The following is a 13521-nucleotide window of genomic DNA, read 5'->3' as shown; positions in this document are numbered from 1 at the left end:
ATACAATTATGTTATTCCTTCTAAAAATACAAATTGACAAGCGCGACCATAAGCGTCAAACGATCAACAAGCTTCATGCTCACTCTTAAAATAGCTTTGAATTGCTTTCAACAAAAACTTCGCGGAAACATATGATCCATAATCATGAATATCATCATTCTTATCGTCATCACACAAATCTACAACCGTCTTCGCACACAAGCATACCGGCTTACTTACCGATAATTCAGCCGCTCTTTGCACGGCAAAAACTTCCATATCAAGCCCACTAACTTTTCTGTGAGTTTTCTCAATCTGATCCAAATACGTCTTATCAGCAATCACCGCCGACCCACTTGTAAAGAAACCCAGTTTTGGATTGGATGGTTTCATAGGTCTACTACCTCGATGCCCGTTCTCAAGCTCCACTATCAGATTTTCGTCATCAAGAATTTGCTGTATAAGCGTCACAAAACTCGGTTCAGTTTGCACCTGATATGGCTCATTCTGAAAACCATCAGTAGACCACTTACCACTTTGGTACTCATAAGCCATTCTTGAAACGAGGAGCTGTCCTAATTCAGCATGCTTACTGAACCCTCCACATATACCACTCATGCCGACCAATTTAGGTTTATATCGATCTATACATGTAGCAGCCAGTATTGCAGCATTAACCAATCCCATTTGCGGAAGTAGAATAATAGACCCCTTCTTACCTTCAATTTCAAAATCCCAGCAACTTACACCACCTCTGCTTACCGGTTTTCCGTCAACCAATACTACATACGGCTTTCTCTCATCATGCAGAGCACAGAAAATCAGAAAATCCATTCGAATATTCTTCTTAAGCTGAACAAGCAAATGATTGAGTGTAGACTTCCATCCAGCCACATTTTTATAGTCAGCTAAAATACATCCTCGAGCTTCAAACTCAGCTCGAAGCTCCGAAAAATCATCTGGATAAGAACTAATAGCTAACAGCAAGGCATCATTTTTTCCAGCCTTAACAATAGCCTCAAGAATAGCTTTACCATTTGCAATTGCAGTACCATCATCAAAACTTGGAACTTTAAAATCTATTATAAACAACCCAACTTCTTCAGAACTCAGACTCCCAGCGAAGTCGCTCATATTCTTCGCTCGAACAACATCACTTACAGAAACACCTTTTTCCAGCAAGTGACCTTCAATATTATTGTACTTTGCATCATCATCTTCAATAATCAGAACCTTCATTTCTTCAACCTCAAAATTGACGTAATCTTCTGCAAAGTCGGTTTAGATTTATAGGTATAAAGAATTGCACCTATTACATTTTGACTATACTTGCTCTTTATAACTCCCATTGAATTCTTTAACTTGACCTTCACGCCGGCGATAAAGAAATCAGGATACTGAGTAACAATTAAAATATCAGCCGTCTTCTTATACGCTTTCAAAGCACGCAACACTTCAACACCTCCCTGCGCTTGGTCATGCCCTTTTTTATTATCACCTGAGCTCTCCCCAAATGTTGACAGCGCCATGTCCAATATTATCAAATCATAATCCACGGCCTTTACTTTAAGAACCGCGCTATTCACGCTATCAACTATATCTGGTAAAAAACCGAAAACTTCGTTAACGCACCCATTTATTTCATCACGTTTATGAACCTCATCCTCCACCAGTAATATATTCATTACACCACTCCGACAGCAGAATCATCACTTACGGTTTCAGAATGCAATGTAAAGCCTAACTTCAACTCTCTACGCTGATCATTCTCAACGCATCTCACTGTATGTTTCGACTCGCTTTTTCGCGTTATAAATTTTACTTTTTTAATCCCTGTATAACCTTCGGTGACCATATCAATTCCGTTTTCTTCGGAGCGAATAGCTTTATTTATACGATCTTTTGATATTTGGTATTCACTTGGATCAACCGTCGAGGCGATATCAACTGAAACTATATCTAAAATATCATTACTATCAGCTTTAGTGGCCGACACATTAACTACAACAGGAGCACCATCCTCTCCATGGATCACCGCGTTTTGCAAGAGAACAGCTATACAGTCATACAGCCTGTGCACACTTATCCCCGTATACTTATTCTCTAAACCATCACCTGAATATTCCACAACTTTTTGCCGATTTAGATCAAAAAGAATAACCCCACACAGTTCACGAACAGAAGCGGAGATAAATCCAGTTTGAGGAACCCTGAACCAATCCGCTACTTTTTTGAACACACCACTTACCGCCTCGTGCAGTTCTATTTTAAATTGCTCTTCCATACTGCCAAACGTTCCGGAAAAGTGCTTACCAATGCTGCTTGTAGCCTCCTGCAGCAGTTCTGTTTTTATAAATCTTGCAGCATTTTCAAGCTGAGGCGAAATTTGCTTCCAACAAAAAGAAACTACGAGATCATTCAGTAATTGGCTTCCTGTAGCGCGTAAGCTGCTAGAGAGTATCCTTATATTTTCTCTCGTTGCTGAATCCTCCAGATTCATATTCGCATTAAACAATGACGTAGGAGACTTAAACTGAAGATGCTCTCGCCTTAACTTGTCTACAATTTCTTTATATTGCGCCATCCATGCACTAACAGTCCTCTTCATTCCAGGACTAGTCATCAGCATTCGGTATTCCTGTTTATTTAATACCGCATCCACTGTTTCCGTTGTAACCCCGTCCAGTGTATTATGTCTAATGCGCCGACCAAGATAGGATTCAATACCGAACTCTGTATTCAAACAAAATTGTTCAAACGCATCCTTGGCTATCTGAGAAATAAGATGCTCGCTTTGGTCATTCAGCGTTATGAAATATACATCCTTGCTTTCCCCTTCCTCATACTCAACAGTCCTAACCGTAGCTTGGATGCTCGGATACAATGTACGGAACTGCTCCGTGGATACTGAGGGATTTCCATCAAGCCACTTACTCATAGCCACACTATCAACATACATTCGACTGTTATCAAAATATTTCTGCAATGTTGATAGCTTAGACCTAGTCTCAATAGCATCCGCTTCGATCAGGTATTCAATTCTATTAAGCTTTTTCCCAAGAAGAGTTAAAATGTCACGCCTAATTTCAGCTGCCTGGGAGGCATTTGTTACTACCTCATACATTTTCTCAAGAGTTACCTCATCCAGAGACTCAACAATATAACTTGCTATCTGTGGAGAGTCACCCAGCAAATCATCAATAAAATTTATTATTGATCCGTCATAATAGGATTTTACGTAGGATATAAAATCCGTGCGAAACTCAAAATCGACATCAGGATCAATTGATTTCTTGCGAAACAGTGCCAAGGACAACACTGCAATAATATTTTGGCTTCCCTCTGGAGCAATACCATATATAGAACGCATTTCCGATTCGGTCAAAAGACTTTCCAATCCGGAAGTATTCTCAAAAATGTACTTTATATCATATTCATTTAACGCCAACAAATTAACTCGTTGAGCTATGAAATTCATAAAAAGAAAAGTACGATAAAATGAATCCATCCTGACATTAGGAATTGAACTTATAAAGGCACCATCCGCTTGAAGCAAAATACCTTTATCAAAATCCGAACCATCTAAAGTATCTTCCCTACTGCTTACAATCTCACTTAACAATCTAGCGCTAATAACACGATCCAGCTTATTTCTAAACTTTGTCAAATGAGTACGCTCTAAGAAAGCAGCCGAAACCCTGTATAAATCTAATGTACTTTCAGAACCTCCTTCATGCTTAAGCGCGTAATGCGAAGTGACAAGCAAATCATCATCACCGCTACAAGCATCTGCGATTAATATATTGATACCGCCCAACACGTCTGGTAGCAACCGCCTTCTTAATTCAGCTACTTGCGGCAAGAACTCACTTTCAAGATTCAACAAAATCATAATAGCGAGAAGCGTGTCAATTAATGATGACTCTGTAGCTCGCAGCAAAAAACCCGACAAGTCGCTGCTATTCAACGGCGTGGGAATAAAATTACTTAATGAATAGGACTTTCTGATATCCCCATCAACTTTCCCTACAAGCCCGCTCACTCTTCTCTGGGCAATTAAGAACAAAGATATTCTCGGACTTAAATTCTCGAGCGCGCTAAAATGAAATCCTGGCTTCTCGCGATGACCGATCTCTTCTTCAATTGCACTTATTTTTGCTAATTGAGGAGGAGAGAACTTCCTAGTACTTCTCAGGTACGCCAACTTATAAGATAAATAGTTAGAAGCGCCATGAGCTATACTTAGCTGATGGATAATTTCTAGCGCTTCGTCCGTATCAAGAAGTTCTACCCGCCCTAGTGGAAGCATTAGTTTCAATGCCTCCAATGACTCTAGAACCATCGCATTTACATACCCGGCGGTGTACCTTATTTCGTCTTTCCAGTCCACGGCAGAAAATCTTGTAAATCTAAAGAGATCCGCGCTCGTTTTTTTTCCATTGTCACCTAAAAGACCGTCCCTACCCTTAAGAAGAGCCCCAATAACCATCATATCGTTGGCAGTATTAGCTTTACGTACAGCATCAATCTCAGCTCGACTTTTCAATTCCTGAGAAATATAGCCGCGTACGAGATTTCTTTTTTTCAGAGATCCGACACTTGAAATTAATCGATGGACCTGAGGCGACCGACCCGAATTAGAGAACCTAAGCTTTCGAGACATAAATTTCCGCTCCTGCGTTTATAATTCTACTTACAAACCGTATCACCTGAAGGCTTCGACGTTTAAGTCTTCTCCCCCCCTAAACACTAGATCGGCTGGGTGACCCTCTGCATCACTTCCCAATACCTAATTATATTGTCGAATCCAGTTTCCTAGCGGGACAATAACCGCCCGAGATTTCGTATTTCAACCTATTTTTTGTTAATTCAACGAAGATGGTCACAGGCGACAGCCGGCACGACAGACAATCATTTAAGTTATGTTGTAACAGATATAAATTAGACGTTAGCCGAATTGTATAAGCCTGCCAGGAAATTGATGGGCTCCAAGGAAGCAGCTTGTTACACCAAATGAGCCAGTAACACATGTCCCTAGCGACTTAAAAGATCCGTGTTACCGTAAAAATACTCAATAAATACAGCGGCTTAGCGACACCCGTTACACAGGTAACCTACGTAACACGCTTTTTTATATGAGTCATTCCCCAGCTCCCCGGAAGCATTATCTCCTCCAGCGAAGAAAAGGCGCAGCCTCCAATAGGCGCCGGGGTCCCTAGGGTTTCCACCGCACACGGGGTCGGAAACCCGCAGGACCTTGTTAGCGGGAGAACTCCCAGCTTAGTGAACAGGTAAACTGCCGGTTCACCTGTGCATTTGCCCTATGGAATGGACTATCTGAGGTGACCATTACCGATACGGTAATGGTGGTTGTTTTTCGACGTGTTTCTTTCAATTTCAATGACTGAAATTTCAGTAACTCTTGAGCCCTCCCACTAACGAAACCCCGCGGGTTTCCGACCCCGTAACGAAGAGTTTCTCTCAGGGTCCCCGGGGCACTCCTTCGCACGGCCGCAAACTGATGTGATAAAACGACCATCTGCCTTACTCAGGATGGGCTCAGTCCCTGACGCCATAACGGAATAGGAATAATTGATGACAGACTCCTTAGCTGACTTAGATGCGCTGGCGTTGAAATGTAGAGCAGAACGCTCTAGGGACTACATTTCCGAATCGATCCAATGCTATCGGGCGGGTGCCTATCGCTCCTCCATAGTTAACACCTGGATTGCAGTGGTATTCGACCTCGTAGACAAGATCCGAGAGCTGGCAGTTGCGAATGACCCTATTGGCTTACGCATCAATACCCAGTACGAAACCTACGTTACCCAAATCAACCAAGGTAATGACCAAGGTGTGAAGAATGCCCTTGAGTTCGAGCGCACAATTCTTGCAATTTGCCGGAAAGACCTAGACTTCTTCGATCATCAGCAAATGACTGACCTTGAGCGCCTGAGAGAAGATCGTCATCAATGCGCACATCCATCATTCCAGCGAGCTGGGGTGCCCCACCGTCCCTCGGCGGAACTCGCCAGGCTACATCTTAGAAATGCAGTTGAGCACGTATTGTCACAACCTCCAGTCCAAGGCCGCTCAGCCATCGCAGAAATCATTACCACAATTGCCTCAGAGTATTTTCCGAAGGATCGAGTTCAGGCTGCTACCGTATTACGACAAACACCTCTAGCGAACCCCTCAGATGCACTGATCCGTGGGCTCATTGATGCGCTTGTGTTCGGATATGCTACAGCCGGTGGGCCAGTGCACGAGAAGCTGCAGGTAGGCGCCGCTTTGTCATCTCTTCTTGATACTCATCGCCAAGTGGCCGAACCGAGAATTGCCCAGCAGATGAGCGCTCTCGTTCGAAGAACGGACGACAATGGCTTCCCTGCAGTTGCAAGACTCGTTGCAGCCGCCCCCGAGACGATTGGCCTAATTGATAACGCTGCGCAGCTTCGGTTGATCGAGTTTCTGAGAGTCGGCCCTGAAGCTGATGTGCTCCCAGCGATGGCAGGGTTAGGCCGTCACCCACTTATGAGTGAGGCTGCACGGACGCGAATTATGGGCTTCGGTATTGAGCGGTTGGTCTCGGCAATCCAAGAACACGGCATGGCTGATCTTGCGAAAGATCGCGCATTGGATTTGCTATCGGCATCTGGCAGCTGGAATACAACCAATGATGTATTCGACCGATTGTTGATACCTATTTTTCCAAGCTTAACGAGAGAAGATATCGAGAGGGTGATACGCATGCCTAGGGAAACTGGGGCAGATTTACTAGGCGCAACTATGTACCGCAATTTCATTGAGCAGGTCAGCACCACAGGAACTATTCCGGATGCAGAGCTCGACGTGTTGCTAAATGAAAACCACGCAGACTACCTAGTACGCATCCGTCAGCGTCAGCGTCCCCCTGTTTAACTGCGTGCCGGACAACAAGATTGGATTTGTGAGTGGATCACTAGCGGCTCACAATTCCAATCATCCTGCCAGCATCCAGAAGCATGTATCCCTATGTGTATCCCTTGAAGTAAAATGAGGCTAGAGACCACGATTTATATGGACTGCTCCAGTCTCCCTCGGGCACCAAAATTAGAAAAGGTCTTGCTTTGCAAGGCCTTTTTTTTCGCCTGCCGGAAAGTGCCGCTGGCCATCCGGCGAGATCTCACACAGGTTCACCCCATGGAAACGTCACTGGAAACAGTCGCCCTTTTCTCCCTGAAACTCGCGTACGAGGAAGAAGGCCTGAGCCCGATCCTGCGCGATGATCTGGTCATGGGCGATTACCAGCGGGATGTGTTCGAGCTGCTGGTACGCCGGGATGATGTCGAAACCATTCAGTTCAAGATGAACGAATGCCTGGGCCTGGCGATGGACGCCCTGGGCGGTATCGAAAAACCGTTGGGGCGTGAGTTGAACAGGTTGTCGGTTGACTTCGGCCAGGCACGATCGGTGGCGCAGATGGATGCACCACTCCTAGCCCTTAAAAGCTACCTGAAGGACATCCTGTAATTCGTCATCAGCGCAGCGCTTTCACGACACGGATATCTGTGGGAAAACCATCCGCGCCAACCAGTTTCTTCCATCCCACGTACTGGAACGTCCCGCGTTCATCGATGTAATCGCCCTTCTCCACGGACCGACCTCCCAGTACCGCCACGCGTTTTTCCTCGCCGCACCCGCCATCCGATGGTCTGACGGTGTAGATCACATACGGTTTCACATACTGCGTGGCGCGAAAGTGCCGGCCGCAGACTGCATCGACGGTGATCATCATGGTCTTGAGGCGAGCTTCGCCATCCATGTCTTCATGCAGTTTCAGGAATGAGAGCTCGCCCACATCGCTGAATCCCAGGGAGCGGGCGCGCTGATACTCGGGGGAGTTCTCGTGAGCGATCCGGCCTTCCTGAACGGCACGCTGAGTGCTGGCTGCATAATCGGCCTTGCCTTGGGCAATCATCGATTCGGCTTGCGCGATGGTGCTGTCGCACTGGGCGTATTCGCGGGAATAGAGATATTCGGGCGTCAGGTTCGGGCGGCGCTCATCGAGGACTCGCAGGTTATCCTCCAGGCCAAACATAATCTCGAAGGCCGTCGTGCGACCACGCTGGACGTCAGCCATTTTTTCCTGCATTCGCTGACAGTTGGCGCTGTAGTACTGCCAACTGGCCTGTGGAGCTTCTGTCCAGGCTGCGAACGCCGGGGTTACCGCGAAAACGAGTGTGATCGCGGCGAACAGACGCGAGGCATTGAAGGCGGCAAACATAGGTAATCCATTACAGGAGAGAAGTGGCGCGACGCTACTATTTTGATATCTTCTCGTCCACTGCTGACAAGCGCATCAACAGCGCCTCACTCCAAAAAATCGCATTCAAGGAACGAACCGCATGTATGCCTTGTTTTATTTCTTCGCCTGGGCCGCCATGTGGGTTTGGGTCGTGAAGACGCGTGGCAACTGGAATCTGCTTCTGGCCAATCTGGCAGGCGCCGCCAGCGGTTTCCTGGTGGCGCTGGCCATCTCGATTGTATGTTCCGGCCTTTTCCCCTCAGCCGTCCCCCCGTCCTCCGCAAACTTGCTCCGCGACCTGCTGGAGGTGATGACAACCGCCGGGGCGCTCGCGGGGGTCTGGATGTGGATGCTCCGCCGCCCCCAACCCGAACAACCGCTGGCCCGTCACCTGCTCGCAGGCCTGTGCGGACTGACTGCCGGCGTCACGACGCTAATGTTTTTCGTACTCAACTTTCGCTGAACAACGCTTACGTCACTGGTATCACGCTTCTATTTTGATATCTTGCCGTCCATCTTCAGCGCTCATCGTCGGGGCGACGCTGATTTCCGGTTTTTGCAGGTTTAAGGAAAGGATCGAATGGAGTTTCTGCGTTTTCTGGCATTTGTCGCGGCCTGGGGTTTCATGTGGCGCTGGGTGGTGAAAAACCGCGGCAGCTGGCATCTGTTTTACGGCAATCTGGTCGGTGCGGCGGGCGGCTTTATTGTGGCAATGGTGGTGTTGTCGATCACGCTTTCACTGTTCCCGTCGGCTCATCACTACGAAGCTGCGCAGACTGAAAACGTTGTGACACGGGAAGCCGAGCCAACTTCGTTGCTGCCGGAAGCCGAGTCGGTTGCAAGCCCATCTGCGCTGAAAGCCGCACCGGTGTTTGCCGCTATCGAGCCAGACGACAAACCTTCGCCGCCGGACTCAGCCTTGCTGCCGAACTACGCCAGTCGTGCGCCGAAGACCCTGTCGGTGCAAACCGTGATTGACCAGAGTGACGACCAGGGGCGCAAAGCCCTGACAGCCCTGAGCAAAAAACTGCGCAGCGACGCGCAGGCTGACAAGTCGATGCTCGCCTATGTCATGTGCAGCCCGTTCGTGACCAGTACCTTGCGCTTCCCTGCTTCCGCGCGTTTTGCCGATAGCAAAAGCATCGCACCGCAACGCTTCAAGGATCAGGTCTACACCTTCAGCAACACCGTCACTGCGCGAAACATGAATGGCGACGACGTCACTTACCGTTTCGACTGCTCCGTGCAGGAACAGCCAAGAGTCGACGCGACGCCTGCCGAATGGCGCCTGTTGGCGCTGAAGCTGCAAAAGTCGGACTCTTAAGCCTCGCTTAAGGGTTGAAAGCACGGGCTGAGCTATCATCGCCAGCCTGTGCGACCTGAGTTTTGCCCTCCGATGTCTCGAATGTCTGCTGACCTGTCTCCGTTGCCTCCAGTACTGGCCGGCCCGCTCTTGCGACGGCTGGAACCGACACGCATCGTGCTTTGGCTGGTTGGCAGTCGCGAGCTGTCGCTGGCCTTGCGCCTGCAAGGCATAGGAGACATGCCACTGGATGCCGGGAAATGCACGGTCATTCCTGTAGGCATTCATGCATTCATTCACCTGATAGACGTCACGCTCGACAGCCCCCTGCCTTTTGACACACAGGTCGATTACGACTTGCTGATCGATGGCCAACATCCCGTCGCCGACTGGGCGCCGCATCTGCTGTACGGCAAAGCCACGTGCCCGAACCTTGTCGTGCGCTCACGGATCGATCAACTGCTCCACGGCTCGTGCCGCAAACCGCATCACCCGGCGGCTGACGGATTGCTCTGTGTCGATCAACTGCTCGCGGCTGAAAGCGAGCCACAGCAGCGCCCGGCCCTGCTGATGATGAGCGGCGATCAGATTTACGCCGATGACGTCGCCGGTCCGATGCTGCGGGCAACTCATGCCTTGATCGAGCGACTCGGCCTGCTTGGTGAGCAACTCGAAGGCGCGGTGGTCAGCGACAGTTCCAGGCTGTATGAGCACCCGGCCAGTTATTACCACCGTGCGGATTTGTTACCGGCACTTGAGAGCAACGAGACTTTGCGTGAGCGATTTTTCGGTGGCGCGCGCAAGCCGATTTTCACCAGCAGCAGCGCCGACAATCACTTGGTGACGTTCGCTGAAGTCATGGCCATGTACCTGTTGGTGTGGTCGCCAACACCATGGACGCTGATCGATCCACAAGTCCCGAACCTGACGCCCGAACGCCGCCAGCGCTACGCACTGGAACAGACCCGGATCGATACCTTCAAGGCAGGTCTGGGCAATGTCGCCCGGGCGCTGGCGCACTTGCCGAGCCTGATGATCTTCGACGATCACGACATCACCGATGACTGGAACCTGTCCGCACAGTGGGAAGAAACCGCCTATGGTCATCCGTTCTCCAGACGCATCATCGGCAATGCGCTGATCGCTTATATGTTGTGTCAGGGCTGGGGCAACAACCCGGACGCATTCAGCGGGTTATTGGAGACAATCCGACGACTGAGTGACAGCGGTGATGACTGCTATCTCGACGCGTCGGTGCAGGACGATCTGATTGATGAACTGCTGCGCTTTCAGCACTGGCATTTCGTGCTGCCGACCAGCCCGGCACTGGTGGTGCTCGACACCCGCACCCGGCGCTGGCGCAGCGAGATGGCGCTCAAGCAACCTTCCGGTTTGCTGGATTGGGAAGCCCTTTGCGAACTGCAACAGGAATTGCTCGATCATCCGTCGGCGATCATCGTCTCGCCGGCACCGATCTTCGGCGTGAAGCTGATCGAAACCGTGCAGAAGGTCTTCAGCTGGTGCGGTTATCCCCTGTTGGTGGACGCGGAAAACTGGATGGCCCATCGCGGCGCGGCCCAGGTGATCCTGAATATTTTCCGACACACCCGTACCCCCGGCAGCTACGTGGTGCTGTCGGGGGATGTGCATTACTCCTTCGTTTACGAAGTACTTATCCGACACCGCAAGGCCGGCCCGCGCATCTGGCAGATCACCAGCAGCGGCATCAAAAACGAATTCCCGCCCACACTGCTGGAGTGGTTCGATCGCCTGAACCGATGGCTCTACTCACCCCGCTCGCCACTGAACTGGCTGACCAAACGCCGACGCATGCGTATCGTGCCGTACGTTCCCGAGCATGCTGAAGCAGGTGAACGGCTATGGAATTCGGCGGGGATTGGTCAGGTGTTTTTCAATGAACAAGGGCAACCCCAGGACATCATTCAGCACAATTCGAACGGCGCGCCGAAGACTAGGATGCTGGCGCCGGATTTGTCGGACACCCCTGATTAGAAAAATCTCACGTAGAGGGCGAGGGAGATGGCAGTCTCGTCGGAATCAGATTACAGAAGTCTCAGAAACGTCTCGATGAGAGTTCGGTGATACTCAGTACGCCGCAGACAACCCGTCTGTGACACAACCACTGGTAGGTATCGCCTTGTCACTCTGTACTGATTTCTGTACGTTCTTTGCATCAAGCGAGGACTACAACATGGACACTATCAACTACACCACAGCTCGTGCGCACTTGGCTGAAACCATGGATCGCGTGAATGAAGACTGCGCCCCACTGCTGGTAACCCGCCAAAAAGGCGAGCCTGTAGTGATGATGTCTCTGGCCGAATACAACGCGCTGGAAGAAACGGCTTATCTGCTGCGCTCTCCGGCCAATGCCGAGCGCTTGATCAAATCGATTGGCGAAATGCGCGCTGGAAAAGCACAAGTCAGGCAACTGATCGAAGAATGAAAATCCAGTTCACGCCAACGGGCTGGGAAGACTACTTATGGTTTCAGCAAAACGATAAGGCAGGTCTCAAACGAATCAATCTTTTGATCAAAGCGATCCAGCGCCAACCTTTTGAAGGCTTGGGCAAACCGGAGCCGCTCAAGCACAACATGAGCGGTTTCTGGTCCCGGCGGATAACTGCGGAGCATCGCTTGGTCTATGCAATCGTAGACGGCGAAATCTGCGTCATTACATGCAGACTTCACTACTGACCGAGGGATGAGACATGGCTCAGGGAACGGCTCACCCCTCTGACAATCATCCCCACCTCCCGCTCATCAATCGTCAGCGGCGGCAGCAGCCGTATCGTCTTGCCGCGAGTGACGTTGATCAGCAACCCGTGATCCCGCGCGGCAATCAGGGTCAGGTCGCGGATTGGCTGTTTCAGTTCGATACCGATCATCAACCCCAGCCCACGAATCGCCAGCACATTCGGGTTGTCCGCCAGTTCCGCCCGCAGGCGGTTGAGCAAGCGCTCGCCTTGTACCCGGGCATTCTCCAGCAGGCCCTGTTCCTCGATGATGTCCAGCACGGTGCAACCCACCCGGCAGGCCAGCGGATTACCACCGAAGGTGCTGCCATGGCTGCCCGGCGTAAACAGTTCCGCTGCCCGGCCTCGAGCCAGGCAGGCACCAATCGGTACACCGTTACCCAGGCCCTTGGCGAGGGTCATGACGTCAGGGACGATGCCTTCATGCTGAAACGCAAACCACTGCCCGGTACGGCCGATACCAGTCTGGATCTCGTCGAGCATCAGTAGCCACCCGTGGCGATTGCACTGTTCGCGCAGGGCTTTCAGGTAACCCGGCGGTGCCATTTGCACGCCGCTTTCGCCCTGGATCGGCTCCACCAGAATCGCCACAATCCGCTCGCCGTATTGCTGCTGCACCAGCTCCAGAGCTTCGAGATCGCCAAATGGCACTTTGACGAAATCCCCCGGCAACTCGTTGAATCCCAGGCGCACCGCCGGGCCATCGCTGGCTGACAAGGTGCCCAGGGTGCGGCCATGAAAGGCGTTGGCCATGACCACCACCAGCGGCTGCTCGATCCCCTTGCGCCAGCCATGCAGGCGCGCCAGTTTCAGCGCGGTTTCGTTGGCCTCGGCCCCGGAGTTGTTGAAGAACGCCCGCTCCATCCCCGACAACTGCGTCAGTTTGAGCGCCAGTTGCTGCTGCCAGTCGATGCTGTAGAGGTTGGAGGTGTGCAACAGCAATCCCGCCTGCTCGCTGATCGCCGAAACAATCCGCGGATGCGAATGCCCGACATTGGTCACCGCCACACCCGCGACAGCATCGAGGTACTCGCGACCGGCCTGATCCCACAGACGGGTGCCCAGGCCTTTGGTGAAACTCAGGGCCAACGGTTGGTACGTGTTCATCAGGGCGGCGGTCATGACTTCAAACTCCAGTGAAGGTCGGTGTGTTTGCAGTATGGTTAGCCACCAGA

12 protein-coding genes are annotated in these 13521 nt (G+C 50.6%); 7 read left to right on the top strand and 5 right to left on the bottom strand.

Annotated features, from left to right (window positions below; all coding sequences use genetic code 11):
* Window positions 1-63: 63 nt before the first annotated feature.
* From OQ248_RS16185 to OQ248_RS16175, 3 genes are read right to left on the bottom strand one after another with little or no spacing between them, the layout of a single operon-like run.
* The gene (locus OQ248_RS16185; RefSeq protein ID WP_265813315.1) at window positions 64-1218 is read right to left on the bottom strand and encodes a hypothetical protein; all 1155 of its coding nucleotides are present in this window, start codon (window positions 1216-1218) and stop codon (window positions 64-66) included.
* Window positions 1215-1664, bottom strand: coding sequence for a hypothetical protein (locus tag OQ248_RS16180; protein WP_265813314.1), 450 nt, complete (start codon window positions 1662-1664; stop codon window positions 1215-1217). The genes OQ248_RS16185 and OQ248_RS16180 overlap by 4 nt, the downstream gene beginning before the upstream one ends.
* Entirely contained in the window at window positions 1664-4642 is a 2979-nt protein-coding gene (locus OQ248_RS16175; RefSeq protein ID WP_265813313.1) for a hypothetical protein, read from the bottom strand. The genes OQ248_RS16180 and OQ248_RS16175 overlap by 1 nt, the downstream gene beginning before the upstream one ends.
* Window positions 4643-5574: 932 nt before the next feature.
* On the opposite strand from OQ248_RS16175, the gene OQ248_RS16170 reads away from it, so the two are divergent.
* Together OQ248_RS16170 and OQ248_RS16165 are read left to right on the top strand one after the other, a co-directional pair.
* Window positions 5575-6900, top strand: coding sequence for a hypothetical protein (locus tag OQ248_RS16170; RefSeq protein ID WP_265813312.1), 1326 nt, complete (start codon window positions 5575-5577; stop codon window positions 6898-6900).
* A 261-nt stretch (window positions 6901-7161) separates the two neighbouring features.
* Window positions 7162-7491, top strand: a complete 330-nt coding sequence (locus OQ248_RS16165) for a hypothetical protein (protein ID WP_265813311.1) — start codon at window positions 7162-7164, stop codon at window positions 7489-7491.
* A gap of 7 nt (window positions 7492-7498) precedes the next feature.
* Here OQ248_RS16165 and OQ248_RS16160 read toward each other — a convergent pair whose 3' ends face one another.
* Window positions 7499-8245, bottom strand: coding sequence for a hypothetical protein (locus tag OQ248_RS16160; protein ID WP_265813310.1), 747 nt, complete (start codon window positions 8243-8245; stop codon window positions 7499-7501).
* Between the two features lie 121 nt (window positions 8246-8366).
* On the opposite strand from OQ248_RS16160, the gene OQ248_RS16155 reads away from it, so the two are divergent.
* From OQ248_RS16155 to OQ248_RS16135, 5 genes are all read left to right on the top strand, one after another.
* On the top strand, window positions 8367-8729 hold the full coding sequence (locus tag OQ248_RS16155) for a hypothetical protein (protein WP_265813309.1): 363 nt from the start codon (window positions 8367-8369) through the stop codon (window positions 8727-8729).
* Window positions 8730-8846: 117 nt separating this feature from the next.
* Window positions 8847-9590, top strand: a complete 744-nt coding sequence (locus OQ248_RS16150) for a hypothetical protein (protein WP_265813308.1) — start codon at window positions 8847-8849, stop codon at window positions 9588-9590.
* A 72-nt stretch (window positions 9591-9662) separates the two neighbouring features.
* Window positions 9663-11582, top strand: a complete 1920-nt coding sequence (locus OQ248_RS16145; protein ID WP_265813307.1) for an alkaline phosphatase D family protein — start codon at window positions 9663-9665, stop codon at window positions 11580-11582.
* Between the two features lie 199 nt (window positions 11583-11781).
* On the top strand, window positions 11782-12036 hold the full coding sequence (locus OQ248_RS16140) for a type II toxin-antitoxin system prevent-host-death family antitoxin (protein ID WP_115079126.1): 255 nt from the start codon (window positions 11782-11784) through the stop codon (window positions 12034-12036).
* Window positions 12033-12287, top strand: a complete 255-nt coding sequence (locus OQ248_RS16135) for a Txe/YoeB family addiction module toxin (protein WP_265813306.1) — start codon at window positions 12033-12035, stop codon at window positions 12285-12287. Before OQ248_RS16140 ends, OQ248_RS16135 begins: the two co-directional genes overlap by 4 nt.
* On the opposite strand, the gene OQ248_RS16130 is transcribed toward OQ248_RS16135, so the two are convergent.
* Entirely contained in the window at window positions 12281-13468 is a 1188-nt protein-coding gene (locus tag OQ248_RS16130; RefSeq protein ID WP_265813305.1) for an aspartate aminotransferase family protein, read from the bottom strand. The genes OQ248_RS16135 and OQ248_RS16130 overlap by 7 nt on opposite strands.
* Window positions 13469-13521: the final 53 nt, after the last annotated feature.

Source organism: Pseudomonas sp. COW5 (assembly GCF_026240005.1).
In the GTDB taxonomy this organism is placed as follows: domain Bacteria; phylum Pseudomonadota; class Gammaproteobacteria; order Pseudomonadales; family Pseudomonadaceae; genus Aquipseudomonas; species Aquipseudomonas kribbensis.
Note: the sequence above shows the minus strand (reverse complement) of the source record. Positions and strands in the feature narration are given on the sequence as shown.

Excerpts from the sequence above, each read along its gene's own strand:
- OQ248_RS16185 (WP_265813315.1), bottom strand. The coding sequence starts at position 1,218 with ATGAAGGTTCTGATTATTGAAGATGATGATGCAAAGTACAATAATATT.
- OQ248_RS16180 (WP_265813314.1), bottom strand. The coding sequence starts at position 1,664 with ATGAATATATTACTGGTGGAGGATGAGGTTCATAAACGTGATGAAATA.
- OQ248_RS16175 (WP_265813313.1), bottom strand. The coding sequence starts at position 4,642 with ATGTCTCGAAAGCTTAGGTTCTCTAATTCGGGTCGGTCGCCTCAGGTC.
- OQ248_RS16170 (WP_265813312.1), top strand. The coding sequence starts at position 5,575 with ATGACAGACTCCTTAGCTGACTTAGATGCGCTGGCGTTGAAATGTAGA.
- OQ248_RS16165 (WP_265813311.1), top strand. The coding sequence starts at position 7,162 with ATGGAAACGTCACTGGAAACAGTCGCCCTTTTCTCCCTGAAACTCGCG.
- OQ248_RS16160 (WP_265813310.1), bottom strand. The coding sequence starts at position 8,245 with ATGTTTGCCGCCTTCAATGCCTCGCGTCTGTTCGCCGCGATCACACTC.
- OQ248_RS16155 (WP_265813309.1), top strand. The coding sequence starts at position 8,367 with ATGTATGCCTTGTTTTATTTCTTCGCCTGGGCCGCCATGTGGGTTTGG.
- OQ248_RS16150 (WP_265813308.1), top strand. The coding sequence starts at position 8,847 with ATGGAGTTTCTGCGTTTTCTGGCATTTGTCGCGGCCTGGGGTTTCATG.
- OQ248_RS16145 (WP_265813307.1), top strand. The coding sequence starts at position 9,663 with ATGTCTCGAATGTCTGCTGACCTGTCTCCGTTGCCTCCAGTACTGGCC.
- OQ248_RS16140 (WP_115079126.1), top strand. The coding sequence starts at position 11,782 with ATGGACACTATCAACTACACCACAGCTCGTGCGCACTTGGCTGAAACC.
- OQ248_RS16135 (WP_265813306.1), top strand. The coding sequence starts at position 12,033 with ATGAAAATCCAGTTCACGCCAACGGGCTGGGAAGACTACTTATGGTTT.
- OQ248_RS16130 (WP_265813305.1), bottom strand. The coding sequence starts at position 13,468 with ATGACCGCCGCCCTGATGAACACGTACCAACCGTTGGCCCTGAGTTTC.